28 protein-coding genes and 4 tRNA genes are annotated in these 23,379 nt (G+C 46.6%); 21 read left to right on the top strand and 11 right to left on the bottom strand.

Features of this window, described 5'->3' with window-relative positions:
- Positions 1–65: 65 nt before the first annotated feature.
- The 5 genes from BTA31_RS11040 (at position 66) to rpsR (ending at position 2,800) form a co-directional block, all read left to right on the top strand.
- On the top strand, positions 66–272 hold the full coding sequence (locus tag BTA31_RS11040) for a DUF951 domain-containing protein (RefSeq protein WP_043925046.1): 207 nt from the start codon (positions 66–68) through the stop codon (positions 270–272).
- 179 nt (positions 273–451) lie between these two features.
- Positions 452–1,552, top strand: a complete 1,101-nt coding sequence (ychF, locus tag BTA31_RS11050; RefSeq protein WP_076791532.1) for a redox-regulated ATPase YchF — start codon at positions 452–454, stop codon at positions 1,550–1,552.
- Between the two features lie 113 nt (positions 1,553–1,665).
- Positions 1,666–1,953 (top strand): 30S ribosomal protein S6, encoded by a 288-nt coding sequence (gene rpsF / locus BTA31_RS11055; RefSeq protein ID WP_043925031.1) that lies wholly within the window; start codon positions 1,666–1,668, stop codon positions 1,951–1,953.
- Positions 1,954–1,999: 46 nt separating this feature from the next.
- Positions 2,000–2,512 (top strand): single-stranded DNA-binding protein SsbA, encoded by a 513-nt coding sequence (gene ssbA, locus BTA31_RS11060; RefSeq protein ID WP_003178024.1) that lies wholly within the window; start codon positions 2,000–2,002, stop codon positions 2,510–2,512.
- A 48-nt stretch (positions 2,513–2,560) separates the two neighbouring features.
- The gene (gene rpsR, locus BTA31_RS11065) at positions 2,561–2,800 is read left to right on the top strand and encodes a 30S ribosomal protein S18 (RefSeq protein WP_003178022.1); all 240 of its coding nucleotides are present in this window, start codon (positions 2,561–2,563) and stop codon (positions 2,798–2,800) included.
- A 78-nt stretch (positions 2,801–2,878) separates the two neighbouring features.
- Here rpsR and BTA31_RS11070 read toward each other — a convergent pair whose 3' ends face one another.
- Positions 2,879–4,180, bottom strand: a complete 1,302-nt coding sequence (locus BTA31_RS11070) for an MFS transporter (RefSeq protein WP_076791535.1) — start codon at positions 4,178–4,180, stop codon at positions 2,879–2,881.
- 216 nt (positions 4,181–4,396) lie between these two features.
- On the opposite strand from BTA31_RS11070, the gene BTA31_RS11075 reads away from it, so the two are divergent.
- Positions 4,397–5,863, top strand: coding sequence for a SulP family inorganic anion transporter (locus BTA31_RS11075; protein WP_076791538.1), 1,467 nt, complete (start codon positions 4,397–4,399; stop codon positions 5,861–5,863).
- Between the two features lie 17 nt (positions 5,864–5,880).
- Complete coding sequence (locus BTA31_RS11080) at positions 5,881–6,300, top strand: universal stress protein (RefSeq protein WP_043925028.1); 420 nt, start codon at positions 5,881–5,883, stop codon at positions 6,298–6,300.
- A gap of 42 nt (positions 6,301–6,342) precedes the next feature.
- Here the strand turns inward: BTA31_RS11080 and BTA31_RS11085 are convergent, their stop codons facing one another.
- Positions 6,343–6,819 (bottom strand): spore coat protein, encoded by a 477-nt coding sequence (locus BTA31_RS11085; protein WP_043925027.1) that lies wholly within the window; start codon positions 6,817–6,819, stop codon positions 6,343–6,345.
- A gap of 160 nt (positions 6,820–6,979) precedes the next feature.
- Between BTA31_RS11085 and BTA31_RS22900 the strand changes: the two genes are divergently transcribed.
- The 4 genes from BTA31_RS22900 to rplI all read left to right on the top strand — a co-directional run bounded on the left by BTA31_RS22900 (position 6,980) and on the right by rplI (position 10,729).
- Complete coding sequence (locus tag BTA31_RS22900) at positions 6,980–7,120, top strand: hypothetical protein (RefSeq protein WP_020453636.1); 141 nt, start codon at positions 6,980–6,982, stop codon at positions 7,118–7,120.
- A gap of 215 nt (positions 7,121–7,335) precedes the next feature.
- Complete coding sequence (locus tag BTA31_RS11090; RefSeq protein ID WP_076791541.1) at positions 7,336–8,265, top strand: YybS family protein; 930 nt, start codon at positions 7,336–7,338, stop codon at positions 8,263–8,265.
- A gap of 35 nt (positions 8,266–8,300) precedes the next feature.
- A complete protein-coding gene (locus tag BTA31_RS11095) occupies positions 8,301–10,283 on the top strand; it encodes a DHH family phosphoesterase (RefSeq protein WP_043925024.1) in 1,983 nt (660 codons plus the stop codon).
- A complete protein-coding gene (gene rplI / locus BTA31_RS11100; RefSeq protein ID WP_043925023.1) occupies positions 10,280–10,729 on the top strand; it encodes a 50S ribosomal protein L9 in 450 nt (149 codons plus the stop codon). Before BTA31_RS11095 ends, rplI begins: the two co-directional genes overlap by 4 nt.
- Positions 10,730–10,767: 38 nt before the next feature.
- On the opposite strand, the gene nagE is transcribed toward rplI, so the two are convergent.
- The 7 genes from nagE to BTA31_RS11135 all read right to left on the bottom strand — a co-directional run bounded on the left by nagE (position 10,768) and on the right by BTA31_RS11135 (position 17,305).
- Positions 10,768–12,141 carry an N-acetylglucosamine-specific PTS transporter subunit IIBC gene (gene nagE, locus BTA31_RS11105; protein WP_076791544.1) on the bottom strand — a complete coding sequence of 458 codons (1,374 nt, stop codon included), beginning with the start codon at positions 12,139–12,141 and terminating at the stop codon, positions 10,768–10,770.
- Positions 12,142–12,143: 2 nt separating this feature from the next.
- On the bottom strand, positions 12,144–13,040 hold the full coding sequence (gene murQ / locus BTA31_RS11110) for an N-acetylmuramic acid 6-phosphate etherase (RefSeq protein ID WP_076791546.1): 897 nt from the start codon (positions 13,038–13,040) through the stop codon (positions 12,144–12,146).
- Entirely contained in the window at positions 13,037–13,768 is a 732-nt protein-coding gene (locus tag BTA31_RS11115; RefSeq protein ID WP_076791549.1) for a GntR family transcriptional regulator, read from the bottom strand. Before BTA31_RS11115 ends, murQ begins: the two co-directional genes overlap by 4 nt.
- Entirely contained in the window at positions 13,765–14,511 is a 747-nt protein-coding gene (gene nagB, locus BTA31_RS11120) for a glucosamine-6-phosphate deaminase (RefSeq protein ID WP_076791552.1), read from the bottom strand. The genes BTA31_RS11115 and nagB overlap by 4 nt, the downstream gene beginning before the upstream one ends.
- On the bottom strand, positions 14,508–15,758 hold the full coding sequence (gene nagA, locus BTA31_RS11125; protein WP_083698298.1) for an N-acetylglucosamine-6-phosphate deacetylase: 1,251 nt from the start codon (positions 15,756–15,758) through the stop codon (positions 14,508–14,510). The genes nagB and nagA overlap by 4 nt, the downstream gene beginning before the upstream one ends.
- 131 nt (positions 15,759–15,889) lie before the next feature.
- On the bottom strand, positions 15,890–17,095 hold the full coding sequence (locus BTA31_RS11130) for a CynX/NimT family MFS transporter (RefSeq protein ID WP_076791554.1): 1,206 nt from the start codon (positions 17,093–17,095) through the stop codon (positions 15,890–15,892).
- A gap of 57 nt (positions 17,096–17,152) precedes the next feature.
- Complete coding sequence (locus BTA31_RS11135) at positions 17,153–17,305, bottom strand: YycC family protein (protein WP_076791557.1); 153 nt, start codon at positions 17,303–17,305, stop codon at positions 17,153–17,155.
- A 133-nt stretch (positions 17,306–17,438) separates the two neighbouring features.
- Between BTA31_RS11135 and BTA31_RS11140 the strand changes: the two genes are divergently transcribed.
- Positions 17,439–17,666: a hypothetical protein gene (locus BTA31_RS11140; protein WP_412055726.1), complete on the top strand. Its 228-nt coding sequence runs from the start codon at positions 17,439–17,441 to the stop codon at positions 17,664–17,666.
- Between the two features lie 36 nt (positions 17,667–17,702).
- On the opposite strand, the gene BTA31_RS11145 is transcribed toward BTA31_RS11140, so the two are convergent.
- A complete protein-coding gene (locus tag BTA31_RS11145; RefSeq protein WP_043925016.1) occupies positions 17,703–17,900 on the bottom strand; it encodes a DUF2188 domain-containing protein in 198 nt (65 codons plus the stop codon).
- A gap of 183 nt (positions 17,901–18,083) precedes the next feature.
- Here BTA31_RS11145 and dnaB point away from each other — a divergent pair, with 183 nt between their 5' ends.
- On the top strand, positions 18,084–19,448 hold the full coding sequence (dnaB, locus tag BTA31_RS11150; RefSeq protein ID WP_020453623.1) for a replicative DNA helicase: 1,365 nt from the start codon (positions 18,084–18,086) through the stop codon (positions 19,446–19,448).
- Positions 19,449–19,465: 17 nt separating this feature from the next.
- Here dnaB and BTA31_RS11155 read toward each other — a convergent pair whose 3' ends face one another.
- Positions 19,466–19,732 (bottom strand): holin, encoded by a 267-nt coding sequence (locus tag BTA31_RS11155; protein ID WP_003177977.1) that lies wholly within the window; start codon positions 19,730–19,732, stop codon positions 19,466–19,468.
- Positions 19,733–19,996: 264 nt separating this feature from the next.
- On the opposite strand from BTA31_RS11155, the gene BTA31_RS11160 reads away from it, so the two are divergent.
- The 8 genes from BTA31_RS11160 (at position 19,997) to yycF (ending at position 23,378) form a co-directional block, all read left to right on the top strand.
- Positions 19,997–21,289, top strand: coding sequence for an adenylosuccinate synthase (locus BTA31_RS11160; RefSeq protein WP_003177974.1), 1,293 nt, complete (start codon positions 19,997–19,999; stop codon positions 21,287–21,289).
- Between the two features lie 63 nt (positions 21,290–21,352).
- A complete protein-coding gene (locus BTA31_RS23695; protein ID WP_239693175.1) occupies positions 21,353–21,541 on the top strand; it encodes an NUDIX hydrolase in 189 nt (62 codons plus the stop codon).
- Between the two features lie 87 nt (positions 21,542–21,628).
- Complete coding sequence (locus BTA31_RS23700; protein ID WP_239693176.1) at positions 21,629–21,766, top strand: hypothetical protein; 138 nt, start codon at positions 21,629–21,631, stop codon at positions 21,764–21,766.
- Positions 21,767–21,847: 81 nt separating this feature from the next.
- Positions 21,848–21,923 (top strand) — tRNA-Lys (locus BTA31_RS11170).
- Positions 21,924–21,930: 7 nt separating this feature from the next.
- Positions 21,931–22,002, top strand: a tRNA-Glu gene (locus BTA31_RS11175).
- A gap of 88 nt (positions 22,003–22,090) precedes the next feature.
- Positions 22,091–22,167 (top strand) — tRNA-Asp (locus BTA31_RS11180).
- Between the two features lie 21 nt (positions 22,168–22,188).
- Positions 22,189–22,261, top strand: a tRNA-Phe gene (locus BTA31_RS11185).
- 409 nt (positions 22,262–22,670) lie between these two features.
- On the top strand, positions 22,671–23,378 hold the full coding sequence (yycF, locus tag BTA31_RS11190) for a response regulator YycF (protein WP_043929002.1): 708 nt from the start codon (positions 22,671–22,673) through the stop codon (positions 23,376–23,378).
- Position 23,379: the final 1 nt, after the last annotated feature.

Consider the following 23,379-nt stretch of genomic DNA (forward strand, 5'->3'; position numbering starts at 1 on the left):
TTGCTCTTTCGCCGTGGTTTTTTGTACAATAAGATCACAACAAGGAAGCAAAGAGGTGAACGATGTTGGCCGATAAAGAATTTGGCCTGAATGACGTGGTCGAAATGAAAAAGCCGCATCCCTGCGGGGCGAACCGCTGGAAGATCATTCGGATGGGAATGGATATCCGGATCAAGTGCGAGGGCTGTTCACACAGCGTCATGATCCCGCGCAAAGAGTTTCAAAGAAAGCTGAAAAAGATATTAGTTAAGCATGAGGAGTCCGAATCTTAATCTTAGCGGACCCCCTCGTGCTTTTTTTTCGATCTCAAGGAAAAATGAATTTTCACTTAGTTTGTATGCTTGAAAAGCAAGTTTTGTCAGCTTGTCTTTTACTGTAATCATCCTTATAATTGTTGCAGGTTTAACATTTACGACTACACATGGATGTTCATTATAGAGGAGATGAAATAATGGCTTTAACAGCTGGGATTGTTGGTTTGCCTAACGTTGGGAAATCAACCTTATTTAATGCAATTACTCAGGCCGGGGCAGAATCGGCCAACTACCCGTTCTGTACGATTGATCCAAACGTCGGAATTGTAGAGGTGCCTGATGAGCGTCTGCAAAAGCTGACAGAACTCGTCAATCCGAAGAAGACGGTCCCTACCGCATTTGAATTCACCGATATCGCCGGCATTGTAAAAGGAGCTTCAAAAGGAGAAGGGCTCGGAAACAAGTTCCTGTCCCACATCCGCCAAGTAGACGCGATCTGCCACGTTGTCCGTTGTTTTGCCGATGACAATATCACACACGTGTCCGGGAAAGTAGATCCGATTTCGGATATCGAGACGATCAACCTTGAGCTGATACTGGCTGACCTTGAAACCGTTGAGAAGCGGATCGGCCGGGTCGGAAAGATGGCCAAGCAAAAAGACAAAGAAGCCGTGTTTGAATTTGAGATTTTGACAAAGTTAAAAGAGGCGTTTGAACAGGAAAAGCCGGCCCGCTCTGTCGAGTTCTCGGAAGAGCAGCAAAAGGTGTTGAAGCAGCTTCATCTGCTGACGACAAAACCTGTCTTATATGTAGCAAATGTCAGCGAGGATGAAGTGGCTGATCCTTCAGGAAACGAGTACGTCCAGAAGGTCCGGGAATTTGCTGCAGCTGAAAACGCGGAAGTCATCGTTGTCTGCGCCAAGATTGAGTCCGAAATCGCAGAGCTTGAAGGCGAAGAGAAGGCGATGTTCCTTGAAGAACTCGGCATCGAAGAATCCGGTCTGGATCAGCTGATTAAAGCGTCCTACTCCCTCCTTGGACTCGCCACTTATTTTACAGCGGGAGAACAGGAAGTCAGAGCTTGGACATTTAAAAAAGGAATGAAAGCCCCTGAATGTGCGGGCATCATCCATACGGACTTTGAACGCGGATTTATCCGTGCGGAAACAGTCGCTTACGACGATCTGCTGGAGGCGGGAAGCATGTCCGCAGCAAAAGAGGCCGGAAAAGTCCGCCTTGAAGGGAAAGAATACATTGTTAAAGACGGCGATGTCATTCATTTCCGTTTCAATGTATAACGCAGTTGAAATAGGACAAGAGCTTTGATATAATATAAAATTGTGAGTAATAGGATTATTGCTCCTTGCCCAATATAATGGGCCGCTTAGTCCAAAAGGAGGTGCAAATACAAATGAGAAAGTACGAAATCATGTACATCATCCGCCCAGACGTTGATGAAGAGTCTAAAAAGGCTGTTGTTGAGCGTTTTAACAACATTTTAACAACTAACGGTGCGGAGGTCACTGAAACAAAAGATTGGGGAAAACGCCGTCTTGCATACGAAATCAACGATTTCCGCGACGGATTCTACCAAATCTTAAACGTTCAAGCTGGTGCTGAAGCAGTTCAAGAATTTGACCGTTTAGCTAAAATCAGTGATGACATCATTCGCCACATCGTGGTTAAAGAAGATGAATAAACAGAATTGAATTATATACTCTAAAGCAAAAGGATGGTCTCTCAATATGCTTAACCGAGTTGTTTTAGTCGGCAGACTGACAAAGGACCCAGAGCTTCGTTATACTCCAAGCGGTGCAGCTGTTGCCACCTTTACGCTTGCTGTCAATCGTACGTTTACGAATCAGCAGGGTGAACGTGAAGCTGATTTCATCAACTGTGTTGTCTGGAGAAGACAAGCCGAAAACGTTGCAAATTTCCTTAAAAAAGGAAGTCTTGCGGGTGTAGATGGACGTTTGCAAACGCGCAGCTATGAAAATCAGCAGGGACAGCGTGTATACGTCACGGAAGTTCAAGCTGAAAGTGTTCAATTTCTGGAGCCTAAAGGCGGCGGTTCTGGTTCCGGCGGTTACAGCGGAGGCCAGGGAGGCCAACACTTTGGCGGCGGACAGAATGAACCGGCTCCATTCGGCGGCAGTCAAAACAATCAGAATCGCAATCAAGGCAACAGCTTCAATGACGATCCATTCGCAAACGATGGAAAGCCGATTGACATCTCTGATGACGACTTGCCATTTTAATGGATGACGGACGAATAAAAAAACAGAATAGAAAGGAGGGAAATAACGATGGCAGGAGGACGCAGAGGCGGTCGTGCGAAACGCCGTAAAGTGTGTTATTTCACTTCTAACGGCATTACGCACATCGACTACAAAGATGTAGATCTTCTTAGAAAATTTATCTCTGAGCGCGGTAAAATCTTACCACGTCGTGTAACAGGAACAAGCGCGAAATACCAACGTAAATTGACTGTTGCAATCAAACGCGCTCGTCAAATGGCTTTACTTCCATACGTAGCAGGCGAGTAAGCCGATAAAAGGAACAAGACCCAATACGGTCTTGTTCTTTTTTTAATTCATCAAAAGCCGGGTCGTTTCCTGCAGCATTCAGGTTTCCTGCTTGCCAATCTGAATCCGTTTTATATCGCCGAGGACTGCAAGATAGAACACGAGCCCAAGCAGTAATACAAATCCGGCTACTAAAAAGCTGAGCGTAAATGAACCGGTTACATCGACCAGATAACCCGTTAATGAAACCGCAATAATCCCTCCGAATAAGTTATTTGCCAAATTGACCATTGAGCTGAGCAGAGAGATGGAACCTACCGGTGCAATATCAGCAGATATCGACCAACCGACAGGCGCCGTCGCAGATATTCCGGCTAAGCCGACGGAAATGCAGATGATCGCAATCGTGATGTTGTGCGTGAAAACAGCTCCCAAAAAGGCAAATCCAAGGCTCATGCCGATTGTGATAACGGTCTGGTATACCTTTGTATTCGAATGCCCCTTTTGAATTAAAAAATCGACGAGCCATCCGCCAACAACGATTCCGGAAATCGTCGATATCAGCCAGGGAACCGCTGTAAACAGCCCCGAGGACATAATATCCATTCCGTATGTTTCTTTAAAGAAAGTCGGCAGCCAGGTTAAGAGCAGGTTGAATGTATAGCCGTAACCCGTGAATCCGATCATCAGTCCCCATGCTTTACGGTTTGTCAGCATCGCTTTTAAAGCAATGAGCGTCCGTTCTGAGATGTCTTCATCTGATACGGCATTATGCTTTTGAATATAATGGAGCTCTTCTTTTGAGATTCGTTTGTGCCGATCGGGCTGTTCATAATACAACCAGAAAAATACGGTGAACAGTACATTGATGATTCCGATCGTTAAAAAAGCGGCTCGCCAGTCAAATGTCGTGACTAAAAAGGCAACGAGAGGCGCGCCGATGACATTCGCGAACTTCGCTGCCGAGTCAAACAGGGAATTGGCAAGGCCGCGCTCATTTGGCGGAAACCATAAGGCCGTGGCTTTGGAAGCGGCAGGAAAAGCTGAAGCACTCGTCAGCCCGATTAAAAATCTGACAATATAAAGAAGCAATTTCCCCTGTAAAAAAGCCAATATAATGGTTAGAAAACTCCATACGGTCATTCCAACCCTTGTCACCCAGGCAACGCCGTACTTATCCAAGAGACTCCCGACCGGAATCTGCATCAGCGTGTATGAGTAGGTATAGATGGAAAAGACGATGCCTAATTGGGTTGCCGTCAATTGAAAGGAATCCTGTATCGCAGGAGCTGCGACTGAAATGGCAACACGGTCAAAGTAATTTAAAATGATCATGCTGCTTAATAAAGAAGAAATATACCATCTTGTATGTCCCGGTCGTTTTTCCAGCTCTTGCGCCATATTGAAACCTCCTCTAATGATTAGATTGGACTCTTTTTAAAATTACATTCTTAATTTCTTCGTGTTCATTTCCACGGGATTGCGGGCAGTAAACAGGCGCGGAGAAAAATACCATATAGACATATTGATACAGGTTTGCTAAAGTGAAACATGTTAAAAACAGATCAGCTTCTATGAGAGTTAGAAGCAAATGATTACGAACGAGGTGTTGAATCTTTGAATGTTAAACAATTAAATAGCGAATGGTTTTCTAATGTACGGGGGGATATCCTTTCGGGTATCGTCGTAGCGCTTGCTCTCATTCCTGAAGCCATAGCGTTTTCCATCATTGCGGGTGTAGACCCGATGGTAGGTTTGTACGCATCTTTTTGTATCGCCGTTGTCATTTCCTTTACGGGCGGCCGTCCGGCGATGATATCAGCCGCGACCGGGGCGATGGCTCTTTTGATGGGATCTTTGGTCAGAGATCACGGGCTTGATTATTTATTTGCTGCTACGATTTTAACGGGAATCATCCAATTGATATTTGGGGTGCTGAAGATTGCGCGCTTTATGAAATTTATTCCGCGGTCGGTTATGGTAGGTTTCGTAAATGCGCTGGCCATTTTAATCTTTATGGCGCAGGTTCCTCATTTTGTTGGAGTTTCAAATATGACGTATGTTGTGGTCGGTATTACGTTGTTGATTATCTATGTTCTTCCCCGTTTTACAAAAGCTGTTCCATCTGCACTTGTTGCCATTATTGCGATGACTGCATTTGCCATTTTCGGCCATTTTGATCTTCGCACTGTCGGTGATTTGGGAGAAATGAAGCAATCATTGCCTGCTTTTATGATCCCCAATATTCCTTTCAATTTTGAGACATTGGCCATTATTTTTCCAACAGCCTTTGCGCTTTCCATCGTCGGCTTGCTTGAGTCATTATTAACCTCTTCTATTGTTGATGATATGACGGATACGGAAAGCGACAAAAACAGGGAAAGCCGCGGACAGGGCATCGCCAACATTGTCGCCGGGTTTTTCGGAGGCATGGCGGGATGCGCGATGATCGGCCAGTCTGTGATCAATGTAAAATCAGGAGGAAGAGGCCGCTTGTCCACCTTTGTTGCCGGCGTTTTCTTAATGTTTTTGATCTTGGTGCTGGGCGACTGGGTCGTACAGATTCCGATGGCGGCCTTGGCCGGTGTGATGATTATGGTATCGATCGGTACGTTTGACTGGTCTTCGTTCAGCATGTTAAGAAAGGTGCCGCTGACGGATTCCATTGTCATGCTTGTGACCGTTATTACCGTTGTGGCGACCCACGATTTATCAAAAGGGGTTTTCGCCGGCGTTATTTTGAGCGCGATCTTCTTTGTGGCGAAAATTTCCAAATTGAAAATTGAAGAAAAGTCAGAAGAACATGCGATTAAGTACATCATCAAAGGACAAGTTTTCTTTGCATCTGTTCAAGATTTCGTAAAGTCTTTTAAAACGGATGAGCAAACGAAAAAGGTCATTCTTGATTTTTCAGAGGCCCATATATGGGATGATTCCGCTGTGGCGGCTATCGATAAAGTCGTTTTGAAAATGAAAGATCAGGGAATAGACGTTGACTTGATTGGTTTAAATGAGTCCAGCTGGAAGCTGGTCGAAAAATTAGCAACTTATGATCAGCCTCATCGTTCAGTGTCAAATCACTAAGAAACGGGTGATGAAGGGTGTATAGAAATATATTGCTGGCTGCTGACGGCTCAAAGCATTCTGAAAGAGCGGCCGATCATGCGATTCATTTGGCTTCCATGTCAAAGCAGGCGGTCGTCGACGTTATTTATGTATTGGATTATGCGAAAGCAAAACATGAAGTCCTGCATAGCGAGAACCGTGCAGAACTCGAACGTGAACGGCGCAGCAGGCTGCTGTCGATAGAAAATAAATTCAAACAATCGGCCGTTCCCTATCAAATGACGATGCAGCACGGGGATCCGGGCCCGACGATAGTATCGTACGCCAACCATCATGATGTTGATATCGTGATTATCGGAAGCAGGGGGCTGAACACTTTGCAGGAAATGGTGCTGGGAAGTGTCAGCCATAAAGTGGCGAAAAGAGTGAAGTGTCCGGTTTTAATCGTAAAATAGCAAAAAACAGAGCCAGTGAGGATTCTATCCTCGCTGGCTTTTTTATCTCATCGATATTGCCTTTTGCGCGTGCATGGCGTCGCCTTTTAGCAGCTCGACGAGGTTGTAGGCGGGATATAAGCCTTTCTGGTACATAAAATAAAAAATTTGTTCATGCAATTTAATGGCCGCATTGATTTGTTTAACAAGCACTCTCCTGAGCTCGGGCGTCGCCGTTTCCGTGATCGCAATCGCATAATTTCGAACGGTCGTTTTCGCCAATACTAACAGATCGCCCGCATCAAAATACAGGTCGGCCCGTTCTTCCTCCCGCTGAAATGCCGGGGCTTTTGGCAAAAAGGGCAGAAGCTCCCTTAAATTTTGCTCCAATGCCTTTGCTGACACGCTGTAAAGCTGTCTTAACTGAGGATCGCTGATTTTTTTCATGCTTTTCTTGATCTTGACCAGTCCGACAGACTGTGCCGCAATTAGTTCATGCAACTCCAACGTTTCATGCCAAGCTAATGTTTTTGTTGTCATTCATATTCTCCTTTATTGCTTTTTCTTAGTCAGCATATGCCCATTACCGTCTAAAGGTTAATAGAAGGAATCAGAGGGACGTTTTAGAACGTTTTGGAAAGGGGAAGTCAAATAATACGGGATTTTTGCATCTGAGTGATAACAATAAGAGGTGATCAATGTGTTGGATGTGTTGAAGGACTTTTTTCTATTCTTGAGCGGCGGGCTTCGCGTGACGCTTCTGATCGCAATTTTGATTATATTGTTGTTGATCAGAAAAGCGAGAAAGAAAAATAAAGAGAAGTCGGGGTTTCTGGACTGACAGTGTTTCACATGGAACATTGACTCGCTTTCTCAAGCCTTATGATCGTTTTACTTGCGATTTGACCTTATGTTAGAATAAAGAAACAATGAGAGAAGGCCGAGACCTGCTCATCTCATCGTCTTTATTTGAAAATGAAATTGCGGCGTTAGAAAAGAGCAGTCGTCTATGCTGCTCTTTTTGATTCATGACATTTAAACATACGAGGTGAACAAGTGAAACAAACAAGAGCTTTAGTAGAAGGCGCTATCATGGTCAGTATTTTTGCCGTTTTGCTGATGATCAGCCTCTATATTCCTTTCATCGGCACCATTCTTTTATTGACGCTGCCGCTGCCTGCAATGGTTCAAACGATCAGGCACGGTCTAAAGCCGGGGATTTCGGTGGGGTTGATCAGTTTACCCGTTTCATTGATTGTCGGTTCCTTAGGTGGACTGATGTTTGCCGTTCCATTAAGTGCTGCAGGCGTGATCATGGGCTATTGCTACAGAAGAAAAGAGCCAGCTCAAGCGATTGCTGCAGCAGCCGTTACATACATGGTTTCATTCGTGCTGCTGCTTTTCATCAGCATTCAGTTTCTTGGGCTAAACTTAATAGAGACGGCCAATCAAGCATATAATGAAACAATCAAAACCTTTGAATCGAGTATCAAACCGTTTGGAAATGATAAAGAGACGGCTAAGCAGATCGAATTGCTAAATGAACAATTCAAACAGGCGCAATATTTATATCCGACGGCCATTGTGATATTTTCAGGAATCACCGCATTTTTGAATCACCTGCTCGCAAAGCCGGTGCTGCGGCGCATCATACAATTACCGTCTTTGAAACCGTTCAGGGATATGAGGCTTCCGCAAAGCATAATTTGGATTTATTTATTGACGATTCTTCTGTCGCTGGCTCCTGTTGAAGAGGGCAGTGTATATTCCTCCGTTCTGTTAAATGCGAGTCTCATCATGGGCTTTGTCTTGATCATCCAAGGGTTTTCATTTGTGTTTTACTTTTGCCATGCCAAGAAACTGCCAACTGTCCTGCCGGTTCTTTTTTTAATTATCGGGTTGTTTTCGCCCCTGATGTACCTTGTTCGCATCTTAGGTATAATTGACATAGGCTTTAACTTGAGAGAAAGAGTAAAAAAATCGTAGCCACGATGTTCTCCAATGGTGAGGAGTTGATTTGAGTGCCAAGTTTTTATGAAAAACCGTTATTTCGATACCCCATATATTCTTTAATCGTCGTCACAATCATTTCTGTCCTCATCAACATTTATTTTAATTGGGTGGCAGGGGCGGCCGGCGTTCTCATTCTTGGTGTCATTTTGTACTTTTTGAGACGGGCTGACTCCCAAATCAGAAAAGAGCTGGACGATTATATATCGACGCTGTCTTACCGTCTGAAAAAAGTCGGGGAAGAGGCGCTGCTTGAAATGCCGATCGGGATCATGCTGTTTAACGATCAGTACTATATCGAGTGGGCCAATCCTTTTATGGCATCATGCTTTAATGAAAATACGCTTGTCGGCCGGTCGCTTTATGATACTTGTGAATCTGTCGTCCCTTTGATTAAACAGGAAGTGGACACAGAAACGATTACACTGAATGAGCGGAAATTTAATGTGGTCATCAAACGGGAAGAAAAACTGCTTTATTTCTTTGATGTCACAGAGCAGACGCAGATTGAAAAACAATACGAAAATGAAAGAACAGTCCTAGCCTACATCTTTCTCGATAATTACGACGATGTGACACAAGGGCTTGATGACCAGACAAGAAGCTCGATAAACAGTGAAGTGACATCGCTTTTGAACCAGTGGGCCCAAGAGTACGGCATTTTCTTAAAACGAGTTTCCTCTGAGCGGTTTATCGGTGTATTAAACGAACATATTTTAAGCGAGCTCGAAGCATCAAAGTTTTCGATTCTTGATGAAGTTCGGGAGAAGACGTCCGTTCATACGATTTCTTTGACGTTAAGCATCGGAATCGGTGCATCTGTTGCATCATTGAAAGAGCTCGGCGATCTGGCGCAATCCAGCCTTGACTTGGCGCTGGGACGCGGAGGAGATCAGGTGGCAATCAAACAGCCGAACGGGAAAGTGAAGTTTTACGGCGGTAAGACGAATCCAATGGAAAAACGGACGCGCGTCAGAGCCCGGGTCATTTCACATGCCCTCAAGGAGATTGTCTCTGAAAGCAGCAATGTGATTATCATGGGTCATAAGTTTCCCGATATGGATTCGATCGGATCAGCCATCGGGATTTTGAAGGTCGCACAAGCAAACGGCAAAGACGGTTTTGTCGTGATCGACTCCAATCAGATCGGCGCAAGCGTTCAAAGGCTGATCGGGGAAATTAAAAAATACGAAGAACTGTGGTCCAGATTTATTACGCCGGAAGAGGCACTTGAGATCGCGAAAGACGACACGCTGCTCGTGATCGTTGATACGCATAAGCCTTCCTTTGTCATTGAAGAAAGGCTGGTCAATAAAATTGAAAATATCGTCGTTATCGATCATCATAGAAGAGGGGAAGAGTTTATTAAAGACCCGCTGCTTGTCTATATGGAGCCGTACGCTTCATCTACAGCGGAGCTTGTAACAGAGCTGCTCGAGTACCAGCCGAAGCGCTTAAAAATCAACATGATCGAAGCAACAGCCCTTTTGGCCGGGATTATTGTCGATACGAAGAGCTTCTCGCTGCGCACCGGCTCCCGTACGTTCGATGCGGCGTCATACCTGCGTGCAAAAGGCGCTGACACCGTATTGGTGCAAAAGTTTTTAAAAGAAACGGCCGATCATTATATTAAAAGGGCGAAGCTTATACAACATACCGTTTTTTATCAAAAAGGCATCGCCATCGCATCGCTGCCGGACGATGAGGCGGACGAATATTTTGACCAGGTTATCATTGCGCAAGCCGCGGATTCTCTCCTGTCCATGAGCGATGTCGAAGCGTCATTTGCTGTGGCGAGAAGAGACGAGAACACGGTATGCATCAGTGCGAGATCGCTCGGCGAAGTGAATGTTCAAATCATCATGGAAGCGCTCGAGGGCGGCGGTCATTTAACCAATGCCGCGACACAGCTGACCGATATCACGGTTGAAGAAACGCTCCACCGACTGAAAGAAGCGATTGACGAGTATTTCGAAGGAGGCATTCAGAAATGAAGGTAATTTTCTTACAGGATGTTAAAGGCAAAGGGAAAAAAGGCGAAGTGAAAAATGTAGCGGATGGATACGCGCACAACTTTTTGATCAAAAAAGGGCTGGCTGTTGAAGCGACATCAGCCAATATCAGCGTACTTGAAGGTCAGAAGAAAAAAGAGAAGAAAGAAGCGGCTGAAGAACTAAAATCTGCGAAAGAACTGAAAAAACAGCTTGAGGACATTACGGTGGAGCTTTCAGCCAAGTCTGGAGAAGGCGGCCGTCTATTCGGCTCCGTGACAAGCAAACAAATCGCGGATGCACTGCAAAAAGGCCATCAGTTAAAAGTCGACAAGCGCAAAATCGAATTAAATGATGCGATTCGCTCATTGGGATATACGAATGTTCCCGTGAAACTCCACCCTGAAGTACAAGCAACACTGAAAGTTCACGTGAAAGAGCAATCATAAAATAACAAAGCCCCTTCCGGATGAAGGGGCTTTATCTTTTATTCCATATGTTTTCTCATTTCATTCGCCAAGAATTCGACGTCTGTACCGATGATCACCTGCACCTCGTGCTGATTGAGCTTTACGAAGCCTTTCGCTCCCATGGCTTTCATCGCGCTTTCATCCAACTTGGAAGCATCGCGGACCTTGAGGCGGAGACGGGTCACACAGTTGTTCAGCGTCTCGATGTTTTCTTTTCCGCCAAGTGCTTCGATGTATTTGTCCGCAAGGGTTTCGTATTTGGACGATCCTGTGTCAGGGCTGACAGGTGTATTTTCCTGCTCATCGTCATCTTCTCGTCCAGGCGTTTTCAAATTGAGCTTCGTAATCAAGAAATAAAAGATGATGAAATAAATAATGCCGTATACAAGACCGAGCGGCAGCAAGAGCAGCGGCTTTGTGGCGATTCCAAAGTTTAAGAGATAGTCGATCGTCCCGGCTGAAAAGGTAAAGCCGTGATGGATGCCGAACATATTGGTTACGGTCATGGCGCTTGCGGTTAACAAGGCGTGAATACCGAAGAGCAGCGGCGACAGGAACATGAATGTGAACTCAATCGGCTCCGTGATACCGGTTAAAAATGATGTGAACGCCAATCCGATCAGCAATCCGGCCGTTGCTTTGCGGCGATGCTTTTTCGCGGCGGCGATCATTGCCAGACATGCCGCAGGAAGACCGAACATCATGATCGGGAAGAACCCTGTCATAAAGGCGCCAGCGCTTGGATCTCCGGCAAAGAACCGGTTCATGTCACCCGTTTTGCCCGCAAATTCTCCAAAAACCATCCAAACCATATTGTTTAAGATGTGATGAAGGCCGAGCGGCAGAAGCAGCCTGTTTAAAAGACCGAATATCCCGACCCCTAATGCCCCCGCATGAATGATCCATCCTCCAATGGCGTCAATTGCCTGCTGTGCGTAAATCCAGACGAAGCCGAAAATGCCTGCAAGAATGATGGAACAGAAGGCTGTCATAATCGGAACGCTGCGTTTTCCGCCGAAGAACCCGAGCCAGTCAGGCAGCTTCGCATCTTTAAAGCGGTTATACATGACGGCGGCGACAACACCTGAAATAATCCCGCCGAGAACCCCCATGTTCAGGTCCTTATTGATGGCTGCTAAGCCGCCTGTCAGGACAAAATAACCGATGGCTCCGGACAGTGCGGCGGCCCCGTGGCCATCCTTTGACAACCCGATTGCAACGCCTATCGCAAAGATGATCGGCAGTTGGTCAAGAATCGATTGTCCTGAAGCGGCGATAAACGGAATGTTTAACAGGTCTTCCCTTCCCAGTGCGAGCAGGAGGCCCGCAGCAGGAAGAACGGCAATCGGCAGCATGAGCGCGCGGCCGATATTTTGAAGAAATCCCAACATAGTTAAAACCCCTTTCGATGATATTGAATCGCTTTTTTCAAATGTCCATTTTCGTGTGATAAACAGCGGCGGGCATCCTCAAGCGTTCCGCTTGTCAACACCATAAAGATCGCTGCCTTGATGTCATTGCCGCTTTCTTTTAATGCTTGCAGGGCCTCATCCTGCGATAACCCGGTAGTATTCATCAGAATGGTGACAGCGCGCCCGGCCAATTTTTGATTGAGCAGTCTCATATTCACCATCTCGTTTTGATAGACGCGGCCAAGCCTCACCATTGCCGTTGTTGACAGCATGTTCAAGATCATTTTCTGAGCGGTTCCTGCTTTCAGCCGTGTTGAACCGCGGATAATTTCCGGTCCTGTTTGAACCTCAATCGCGATATCGCTTAATTTGCCTGCTTCTGTATCCGCGTTGCAACTGATCGAAACAGACGCGGCTCCGAGCTGTTTGGCATAGGATAAAGCGCCGAGGACATAAGGTGTCGAACCGCTCGCTGTGACGCCGATTAAGACGTCATCTTTCGAGAATGATTGCGCTTTCAGTTCAGCGACGATTTTTTCACGGTCATCTTCATTTTCTTCAAGAGGCGTCCACATCGCGTCATATCCGCCGGCGATCAGGCCGGTCCAACGGCTTTCGTCAATAGAGAAGGTCGGCGGCAGTTCTGCCGCATCAAGGACTGCGATTCTGCCGCTTGTGCCGGCGCCTGCTGTAAACACTCTTCCTCCTTGCTCAAAACGGCTGACAATCGTCTCCGCCGCCTCGGCGATCAGGGGAAGGCAGGGTGTAATCGCGCGAGGGACTGTATGGTCTTCCTCATTCATCAAGGTGACGATATCTAAAGCATTCATTTCATCAAGTGCTGTGCTTTTGTCGTTCGTATCCTCTGTTTTCCTCATTGGTCTTTCCTCTTCATATCGATGACGAATTTATAGCGGTCGCCTCTGTAAACGGATTTGACCACTTCAAACGGTCTGCCGTCGTCCAAATAGCTCAAGCGTTCGATGAGCAGGACGGGTGCGCCTTCCTCGATGTCGAGAGGCTCGCTTTCTGCCGGAGAGGCAATCGCCGGCTCGAGTGTTTGCGCGGCTCGGTCAATCGTAAGGGAGAGCGTATTTTCGACATAGTCATACAAAGATGCGCTCATAATGTCTTCGGTCAGGCCGTTGATGATATCGGCGGGCAAATAGGAGATTTCATAAGCCATCGGGATATCATCGGCGAGGCGGATCCGTTTGACTTCATAGACGGAAGCCCCCTCACGTATCTCCAGTTTGCGCGCTGTGCTCTGGTCACACGGGATGACGCCGAAGCCGAGCATTTTCGTGCCGGGTCTCATGCCTCTTGATTTCATGTCCTCGGAAAAGCTTGTCAATCCTTTGAGAGGCTGCTCAATTTTAGGCTCGGCAATAAATGTCCCTTTTCCCCGCTGGCGGACGAGAATGCCTTCATTGACGAGATTGTTGACCGCCTGCCGAACGGTCATCCTGCTTACCTCATATTTTTCTGCGAACTCTCTTTCAGAAGGAATGAGATCGCCGGGTTTCAAATCTTTTGTTTCGGCAAGCTTTTTAATCTCGGTTTCAATCTGATAGTAAATCGGAATGTGGGAATCTTTTTTGATCAAAAGGCCATACCCCTTTCTTTCACGATTGATAAAGCATCGCTGTCCGCTATGATGACGACGTCCTGGTGCGTTTTTAAGACGGAAGCGGGGGTGTCTTCATTTGGTTCTTCACTGAGCAGCTTCGCCAGGATGCCGGCTTTTTTCTCCCCTGAAACGAGCAGCAGGATCTGCTTGCTTTTCATAATCGTGGATATGCCCATCGTTATTGCTTGCGAAGGGACGGCGTCATAGGAATCAAAATAACGGGCATTTGCTTCTTTCGTTGATTGTGTCAGTTCAACCGTATGCGTTTTCGATGAAAATGGGGTGCCCGGCTCGTTAAATCCAATGTGACCGTTCAAGCCGAGGCCGAGCACTTGAAGATCAATGCCTCCAAGCCGCTCGATCAGCGCTTCATAGCGGCTGCATTCGGCGTCCAGGTCACAAGCCATCCCGTCCGGAAGATGAGTATGGCTGAGCGGGATGTCAATGTGATCGAAAAGCTGTTTTTTCATATAGAATGTATAGCTGTTTTCATCATCCGGGGAAACGCCGACATACTCGTCTAAGTTAACGGTATAGACGTGCTTGTAAGTCGTTTTGTTATGCGCATGATCTTCCCTTAAACCCTGATATGTGCCAAGAGGCGTTCCTCCGGTTGCAAGGCCGAGAACAGGTGCAGATAAGCGATTCACTTTCTCGATGATGAATCGGGCGGCTGTTTGGCTCATGTCCTGATAATCTTTAGCTTCAATGATCTTCATGGTGAAACCTCCCTTTTGCTGTATGCAATCACGCCTTTGCAAAGCGTCATCACAACTTCATTTTTTTCATTTAAAACGATCAAATCGGCATCTTTCCCGCTCCGTATGCTGCCTTTCCGGTCAAACACATGAAGCTGTCTGGCAGGATTGACCGCTGTCATGTAGACGATATCTTCGAGTGAACACCCCGTAAAATCGATCATGTTCAGAGCAGCCTGGTTCATCTTCAAGATGCTGCCGGCAAGCGTACCATCCTGTAAAACGGCTTTTTCGCCTTTCACGAACACCTCCTGTCCGCCTAATGTATAGGTTCCATTTTTTAAGCATTTTGCACGCATGGCATCCGTAATTAAAATGATGCCTTCTTTCTGTTTTTGCTGAAATGCCAGCTTGATGACGGCAGGGTGAACATGAATGCCGTCGGCAATGACTTCGGCCTTCAGTTCATCATGAAGAAGGGCGCTTCCTGCCGTCCCCGGCTCGCGGTGGTGCAGCCCCCGCATGCCGTTGAACAAATGGGTGACATGTGAGAGGCCTGCCTTAATCCCGGCTTCCATTTCTTTGAGGCCGGCGTCGGAGTGGCCGGCGGATGCCGTGACACCTGTTTCTCTTAAAAAGGAAATCAGTTCCAAAGACCCTTCCAGCTCTGGCGCAAGTGTGACTAATTTAATGTTATTCCCCGAGAGGCGCTGCCATTCTTTAAATAACGAAAGATCCGGCGGTATAATGTCATCCGGCGGCTGGGCGCCGCACCGCTTTTCTGAAATAAAAGGGCCTTCTAAGTGAACGCCTAATACTTCAGCGGTTCCGGGCTGTCCGCCGGCTTCCTTATACCGGTGAACGTTTGCCAGCGCATGCTCGATCGTGGCTTTATCTTGGGTCATCGTCGTTGCCAGAAAGCTTGTCGTTCCTTCTTTCGGCAGGGCTTCAGCCATGGTTTGCAAAGCCTCGGCTGTTCCATCCATAACATCTGCGCCGTTTGCTCCGTGAATATGAACATCAATCATGCCCGGCAGCACTTTGAAGTTCTCCGGAAATGTCAGCTGTTCTGCCGTTGCGGCTGAAGCAGGAATATCAGCCATTGGTCCGTAAGTCTCGATTTTTTCTCCGTTCGTCAGAAGAAATCCGTCTTCTATCGTTCCATTTTCACTGTAAATATGAAGATGTTTAAAAATATAGCGTTGAGAAGGTTTGGTTTTCACAGTCAAAAGTCCTTTCTTGAAAACGTTATCATCAGTATAGAACATTACAACTCTAGTTGTCTAGACCATTAAGTGAATTATTTTTGTCAAGTTTGATCATACAGCATCAAGCTTCATCTGACCGCTGTGTTGTCAGGTTATATTCCAAAAAAAAGCCGGCTCATCTGCCGGCTTCGTTATGCTGCTTTAGCATAGATATATTGATTTCTTCCCGCACCGAGTCCTGCACCGATCAAAGCGACCAGCGCCCCGATGAACAGTAAAATCGGTCCGTTCCATGAGTGCATATGATCGTAAAGAAAACCGACAAAGCTTGGACCAATCGCTGCCAGCAAATACCCGGCAGATTGCGACATCCCTGATAATGCCGCGGCTTGATCGGCATTTTCGCTTCTCAGCCCGATTAAAGTCAAGGCTAAACTGATGCTGGACCCTTGTCCGATCCCGATTAAAATAACCCAAAGCGTCAGCATCGCTGTATTGCCTCCGTACAATAGCCCTGACATCCCCGCCAAGTATAGGATGCCGAGGGCCAGCACGATGCTTTTTTGGTTTCGAAACCGCCCGGCGAGAACCGGAGTCAAAAATGTCGACGGGAGGCTGGCAAACTGCATCAGCGACAGCATCCAGCCGGCAAGGGACATGCTCATCCCGTGTGAGCGGAGAATTTCAGGCAGCCAGGCGATTGTGCAGTAAAACAAGAACGACTGTATGCCCATAAAGAATGTGACCTGCCAGGCAATTTTCGAGCGCCAGACCGTTTGGCCGTTCCCCTTTAAGCTGACCGTACGGTTTCCCGTATCATGATAGCGGAGCTGGGGAACCCAAATCAAAATCGCAACAAACGCGAGGCCCGCCCAGACCATGAGCGACGCGCTCCATCCCCACGCTAAACCGTGCGACAGCGGAATGCTGATCCCTGAAGCGAGCGCCGCAAAAATCGACATGGCGGTCGTATAGAAACTGGTCATAATTCCCGCTTTGTCAGGAAATTTATGTTTGATCAGGCTGGGCAGCAGCACATTGCAGATGGCGATGCCGACTCCGATCAATGCGGTTCCTGCAAATAATGTGAAAGATTCTCCGTAAGAGCGCAGCAAAATCCCGATCAATAAGATGACCAATCCGACCCAGAGGGTTCTCTCGTTGCCCAGCTTCTGACCGAGCTTAGGGGTGATTGGGGACAGGATGGCGAAAGATAACAGCGGCAGCGTCGTCAAGAAGCCTGCCATGCCGTTCGTCAAATCCATATCAGAGCGGATCGAACTGATCAATGGCCCGACAGCTGTAATAGCCGGTCTTAAATTAAAAGCGATAAATATGATTCCTGCAATCAAAAAAATATTGTTCAAACGGGCGCGTCGAGCGTCAATGTAATGCATGATGTATTCTCCTTTGCTTTCAGGTGGAAAAGTGACATGAAAAAGAAACCCGGAACATCATCCAAGGTTACTTTTTTGATCTTGCTTCTGAATTTCGGCAATTTTCGCAAGCAGGATATGCTGCGGCATATGCATGATTTGTTCAAGAGGAAGATTTAAGGTTTCCGAAAGTTTTTGCGCCGTTTCGGCAGATATTTGTAAAGGTTTCATAAAGTCCTCCATTTTATATTGTACCCCAGCGCGCAGAGTACGCAACAGTGAATATTGACTCCAATATTTATTGTAACATCATATGACAAGTGAGTTGGAAGAAAAAGAAAAAAGCGATATAAATAAAGTGGAGGTGATCGTCTTGAATTCGACAATATCAGGGCTGAAAAAGAAATTGTATGAACAGCAGGTTAGAGCGAAAGGGCTTTACACATTTGAAGAGTACAAAGATATGCGCAATGTGCTGCAAACGCTGCGGATGAAATTTGCGGCCTATGAAGAATGGGATTTGTACCAGCATGCGACTGATTTGATGGTCGGCATGCTCTTGAAACACAATTGGAACAGCCGGCTGGATTAATTGTGGAATCTTAAAAAAACACCTCGGCCGAGGTGTTTAATAAGACCGTTCGTCTTCTTTGTTGTCCTGCCGGTCATAGATGACAAGCTTCGCAGGACGATTCTCTTTCGCCATCTCTTCTCCTTTTTCCACGGCCTCTGCCCTTGTGTCATAAAGCTCAACAGGCGCCGTATCTTCCAGTTTCAAAAACCATCCGTCTGTCTCGGCATTTGGTGACACCGTATAGACCTTCATGAAAAACAACCTCCCGAAACTTGTTTACTGATTTATTTCCCGGATAGATCAGGGGAGCAAACATCCTGACTGCCGTTCTCCCTCTCTATGAAAATATTTCTACAAAAAGCGAGTCTATTTTTTTTCTGTAAAAATGGTAAAATAGACGTTGGATTATTTTTAAATGGGAGGACGGTGCTTAACATGACAGATCTTCTGAATGACAGGCTGCCGCCACAAAATATCGAAGCCGAACAGGCCGTGTTAGGTGCTGTTTTTTTAGAACCATCAGCTTTAACTTTGGCGTCAGAAGTCTTGATTCCAGATGATTTTTACAGAATGTCGCACCAAAAAATATATAACGCCATGCTTGTTCTTGGAGACCGCGGCGAGCCTGTAGACCTGGTGACGGTAACATCAGAGCTTGCGAACACGGACCTTTTGGAAGAGGTTGGCGGTATTTCTTATTTGACGGATATTGCAAATTCTGTGCCGACTGCGGCTAATATAGAGTATTATGCAAAAATCGTGGAAGAAAAATCGATTCTCCGCCGCTTGATCCGTACGGCAACGACGATTGCCCAAGACGGATATACAAGGGAGGATGAAGTCGAAGACCTCTTAAGCGAAGCAGAAAAAACGATTATGGAAGTCGCCCAGCGTAAAAACTCCGGGGCCTTTCAAAATATTAAAGACGTGCTCGTTCAAACTTACGATAATATTGAACAGCTCCACAACAGAAAAGGGGACATCACCGGGATCCCGACAGGTTTTACCGAGCTTGACAGGATGACGGCGGGCTTTCAGAGAAACGATTTGATCATCGTAGCCGCCCGTCCGTCCGTCGGTAAAACCGCTTTTGCCTTAAACATCGCCCAAAACGTGGCGACAAAAACCGATGAAAGCGTCGCGATCTTCAGTCTTGAGATGGGAGCCGAGCAGCTGGTCATGCGGATGCTCTGTGCGGAAGGCAACATCAACGCCCAGAATCTCCGGACCGGAAACCTGACGGAAGAGGATTGGGGCAAGCTGACAATGGCGATGGGAAGCTTATCAAACAGCGGAATTTTCATCGATGATACACCGGGGATCCGTGTCAGCGAAATCCGTTCCAAGTGCAGACGGTTAAAGCAGGAGAACGGCCTCGGCATGATTTTGATCGACTACCTGCAGCTCATCCAGGGAAGCGGAAGATCAAGTGACAACCGCCAGCAGGAAGTGTCGGAAATATCCCGTGCGCTGAAAGCGCTGGCGAGGGAGCTTGAAGTTCCGGTCATCGCTCTTTCACAGCTTTCCCGGGGCGTCGAGCAGCGCCAGGATAAGCGTCCGATGATGTCGGACATCCGGGAATCGGGAAGTATCGAGCAGGACGCCGATATCGTTGCGTTCCTGTACCGTGATGATTACTATGACAAAGAATCTGAGAATAAAAACATCATTGAAATCATTATTGCAAAACAAAGAAACGGCCCGGTCGGGACCGTCTCACTCGCTTTTGTAAAAGAATATAATAAGTTCGTCAACCTGGAACGCCGGTTTGATGATGCGGGTGTTGCGCCTGGTGCATAAATCCCTGAGACATGCTCTCAGGGATTTTTCTTTTTTCTTGCATTGCGGTTTTTACCGATTTCAAATAAACCCGTCGCCGTTAACCCGGCCAGTCCCCCGGACCATAAACGGAGCACCAGTTCAAGGTCTGTAAAAGGATATGCTGCGGCCCCGATCAGCAAACCTATCAAGAGTGAAACGAGCGGAATCAAGTTTTTCGGCACTTTGACCGTCTTCTTCACCAATTCGACCAGCGCCAAAATGATCGGCGATAAAACGGATGCAAAAATTAATACCGTCTCCATCGGCATCTCCCTCCTTACTTATTGAATATTTGCGTTGTCGGTTTTTTATGTATCTTTGTCCAAGAAAAACAGTTTTTTTAAGATTTGACTTACAGACTGTCTATTAAAAAGAAAATATATGAAATTTGTTTTATAATAACGAACGAAAATGTTCTTCACTAAAATTAATGTTCGGATTTCCGATTGACTTTACGGATTGACACTGATAAACTGAATGTGTTTGATATTGATATCGTTTGAAAAGGTTAACGGAGGTGCACGGATATGTCTTCAGTAGTTGTTGTAGGTACGCAGTGGGGTGACGAAGGAAAAGGTAAAATCACCGATTTCCTTTCCGAAAACGCAGAGGTAATCGCACGGTACCAAGGCGGAAATAACGCAGGACATACGATTAAATTCAACGGGGTAACGTACAAACTGCATTTGATTCCATCCGGTATTTTTTATAAGGATAAAACGTGTGTGATCGGCAACGGAATGGTTGTTGATCCGAAAGCATTGGTGACGGAGCTGGCTTATCTTCATGAGCGGAACGTCAGCACGGACAACTTGAGAATCTCCAACAGGGCCCATGTCATTCTGCCGTATCATTTAAAGCTTGATGCGGTCGAAGAAGAGCGGAAAGGGGCCAATAAAATCGGCACGACGAAAAAAGGAATCGGCCCTGCTTATATGGATAAAGCCGCTCGCGTCGGAATCCGCATCGCCGATCTGTTGGACCGGGACGTCTTTGAAGAAAAGCTCGCCCGCAATTTAGAAGAAAAAAACCGTCTGCTAGAAAAAATGTACGATGCGGAAGGATTTAAAATAGAAGACATTTTAGACGAATACTATGAGTACGGCCAGCAGATCAAACAATATGTCTGCGACACGTCCGTCGTCTTAAACGACGCGCTTGATGACGGCCGCCGCGTTTTATTCGAAGGGGCGCAAGGGGTTATGCTTGATATCGATCAAGGGACATATCCGTTTGTTACGTCTTCAAACCCTGTCGCCGGCGGCGTGACGATCGGCTCAGGTGTGGGACCGACAAAAATCCAGCATGTCGTTGGTGTTTCGAAAGCATACACAACACGTGTCGGAGACGGGCCGTTCCCGACAGAGCTGAACAATGAGATCGGAGACCAAATCCGTGAGGTCGGCCGCGAATACGGAACAACTACTGGGCGCCCGCGCCGCGTCGGCTGGTTTGACAGCGTGGTTGTCCGCCATGCCCGCCGCGTCAGCGGAATTACCGACCTTTCATTAAATTCAATTGACGTATTGACCGGTATTGAAACATTGAAAATCTGTGTCGCTTACAAATACCGCGGCGAGATCCTGGAAGAGTTCCCAGCAAGCTTAAAAGCGCTCGCTGAATGTGAACCTGTCTATGAAGAAATGCCGGGTTGGACTGAAGATATCACAGGAGCGAAAAGCTTGAGCGACCTGCCTGAAAATGCCCGCCATTACCTTGAGCGAGTTTCTCAGCTGACAGGCATTCCGCTTTCCATTTTCTCAGTCGGTCCTGACCGCTCTCAAACAAATGTGGTGAGAAGCGTTTATCGTCCGAACTAAATTCTAGAAGAGCCTCTGCAGTCCGCAGGGGCTTTGTTTTTCAATGACAAGGAGGGCAAACGGGTGGAACGTGTCGATGTTGTATATTCATTCGCGGAAGAGAACGGAAACATTCTGATGGTGAAAAATAAGAAAAATCAATCATGGACGTTACCGGGCGGCAAGGTGGAAGCTGGAGAATCGCTGACAGAAGCCGCGGCGAGAGAAATGAAGGAAGAAACGGGCTACGGGTTCAGCCTCTTGATATTTTAGCTATAAATGAAGCGGTGATCAGCAGCGAGCATGTCTATTTCATCGTGTTTAGGACCCGGATCACCGATCGGCCGGATGACATCACGTTTGACGAGAAACATTGTTGAAGCCAAGTGGATGCCGCTTCATGAAGCTGACCGGCTGTTGTCTGTATTCCCTCCGAATGGAATCATGCACTGGCTGAACCGCGAAGGGGCGGAGTATCATCACGAAAGGAAAAAATAATAGAAAAAAATAAAAAAATATATTGCCACTTCTGTTCGTTCTATGATAATATAAATCTCGTTGTTGCGAAAACAACGAAACGAGCCATTAGCTCAGTTGGTAGAGCATCTGACTTTTAATCAGAGGGTCGAAGGTTCGAGTCCTTCATGGCTCACCATTTCCCTGGCCCGTTGGTCAAGTGGTTAAGACACCGCCCTTTCACGGCGGTAACACGGGTTCGAATCCCGTACGGGTCATTGATTTACTTTAGCGTTATTGCTAAATCCCCGCTTGCTCCGGAGGAGACCACGATTCTTCTCCGAAGCAGGTACTGTAATTATGCAAGGTCCGGTAGTTCAGTTGGTTAGAATGCCTGCCTGTCACGCAGGAGGTCGCGGGTTCGAGTCCCGTCCGGACCGCCATTTATAAAAAGTTACATACCCGGCTCGGTAGCTCAGTTGGTAGAGCAACGGACTGAAAATCCGTGTGTCGGCGGTTCGATTCCGTCCCGAGCCACTCTAAAAAGCGCGTCTGTTTTTAAGCAGATGCGTTTTCTTTTAGCTGAAATCAAGGAAATAAAATGCTGAAGGAATAAAAAGGAGAAAAAAGGGAGGCCGGTAACCCGGCCGAAGAAGAAGACGTTACTATATAGACGGTCTTGAAGGAAAAGATGTTTCATTTTTCAGTAAAAAAAGTCACAAAAATTTAATTGTTGTGATAAAAGCGGAAAAATAGCGGCTGGTTTTAATTTCCAAACGTTTTCCTTTGAACTATTTTTTTAACTTTTGCTTCATAAACGTTATAATGTATAAGAAATCTATTTTCTAGAAAGTGTTTTTTAATGACGACATGCAGTGTACTTGATATAAAACATAGACAGCCATCCTTTGGCTGTATCCAAACTCTGAACCAGGAGGAATGAACAATGGAAAAAAAGATACTAGTTGTAGATGATGAAAAGCCGATTGCTGATATTTTAGAGTTTAATTTGAAAAAAGAGGGCTATGAAGTCCATTGCGCATACGACGGCAATGAAGCGCTTCAGATGGTTGAGGATCTCAACCCTGATATGATCCTGCTCGACATCATGCTTCCGAACAAAGACGGTGTGGAAGTGTGCCGTGAAGTCCGCAAAAAATATGATATGCCCATCATTATGCTGACAGCAAAGGATTCGGAAATCGATAAAGTCATCGGTCTTGAACTGGGCGCTGACGACTATGTGACAAAACCGTTCAGCACCCGCGAACTGCTGGCGCGTGTCAAAGCGAACTTGAGAAGACAGAACACAGCGGTTCCTGCCGAAGAAGAATCGTCTTCAAACGAAATTCAAATCGGATCGCTCGTCATTTTCCCGGATGCCTACGTCGTTTCAAAACGGGACGAGACAATCGAGCTGACGCATCGGGAATTCGAACTGCTGCATTACCTTGCAAAACATATCGGACAGGTCATGACGCGTGAGCATCTCCTGCAAACCGTGTGGGGATATGACTACTTTGGGGATGTCCGGACAGTTGACGTTACGGTCAGACGCCTTCGTGAAAAAATCGAGGATAATCCGAGTCACCCAAGCTGGATCGTCACAAGGCGCGGTGTCGGCTACTATTTGAGAAATCCGGAACAGGACTAAT

Source organism: Bacillus haynesii (assembly GCF_001969855.1).
In the GTDB taxonomy this organism is placed as follows: domain Bacteria; phylum Bacillota; class Bacilli; order Bacillales; family Bacillaceae; genus Bacillus; species Bacillus haynesii.